Source organism: Streptomyces calidiresistens (assembly GCF_014141525.1).
Lineage (GTDB): Bacteria > Actinomycetota > Actinomycetes > Streptomycetales > Streptomycetaceae > Streptomyces > Streptomyces calidiresistens.
On record NZ_VKHS01001359.1, the window covers coordinates 1 to 824 of the forward strand.

At 67.5% G+C, this 824-nt stretch carries 1 protein-coding gene; it reads left to right on the top strand.

Translation table 11 applies throughout. The annotated features are described in order from the left end of the window. Positions 1–334: 334 nt before the first annotated feature. Positions 335–727 carry an SCO5389 family protein gene (locus tag FOE67_RS27305; RefSeq protein ID WP_182667491.1) on the top strand — a complete coding sequence of 131 codons (393 nt, stop codon included), beginning with the start codon at positions 335–337 and terminating at the stop codon, positions 725–727. The last annotated feature ends 97 nt before the right edge of the window (positions 728–824 follow it).

Sequence of the window (824 nt, forward strand, 5' to 3'; positions counted from 1 at the left end):
GATTTGTATAAGAGACGGGTGGGGAGGGACCGGGGCGACTCACGAACACCCGTGGTGCTCATGCGATATGACAGCAGATCGGATGAGAACGGATGGTTCCGATCGTGGCCAGTTATGTGCTCATTCCACTGACATTGCCGGTCAGGGGGTCGTACGGTGTCCCCGGGGGCGTCGCCGTCCGAATTCGTTTGATCACCGATGATCACCTGTGGGTGGTGCCGAACGGCGTGGAGTATCCGTATTCCGTTCCGGTCGGTCCGTCGGTGATCGGGGGAGCGGCGTTCCCGGCCCGTCCGTCAGGCCCCCGTCGCGGGGGTCGCGAGAGGAGAACCCCATGTCGCTCGACGTCTCACCGGCGCTCCTGGAGCAGGCCGAGCGAGGCGAGGTCGACGAAGCCGCCTTCGTCGACTGCGTCCGTACCTCCCTCCCCTACGCCTGGGAGATGATCAGCAACCTGGTCGCCCGCCTGCAGGTGGACGGTGGCGAATTCGCCGACAACACCACCCCGCCCCCCAGCGAGCAGGCCCGTGGCCAGTTGCTGCGGGCGCTGGCCAGCGACGCCATCCGGGGCTCGCTGGAGCGTCACTTCGGTGTCCGCCTGGCCTTCCAGAACTGCCACCGGGTGGCGGTCTTCCCGCTGGACCCGACGGTGGACGAGCGCCTGGACCGGTTCCGTTCCATCCGGGGCCAGCTGCTCAACCAGTCACCGGAACTGCGGGACTGCTGAGTCGTCACCCAGTTCATCGAGTTCGTCGAGTTCATCGAGTCCCCCCGGTCCCTCGTCGACCGGCCGGGTCGCTCCGGCCCGTTCCGCCGGCCCCGCC

Bases quoted from the DNA above. Each gene is read 5' to 3' on its own strand.
- FOE67_RS27305 (WP_182667491.1), top strand. From the start codon at position 335: ATGTCGCTCGACGTCTCACCGGCGCTCCTGGAGCAGGCCGAGCGAGGC.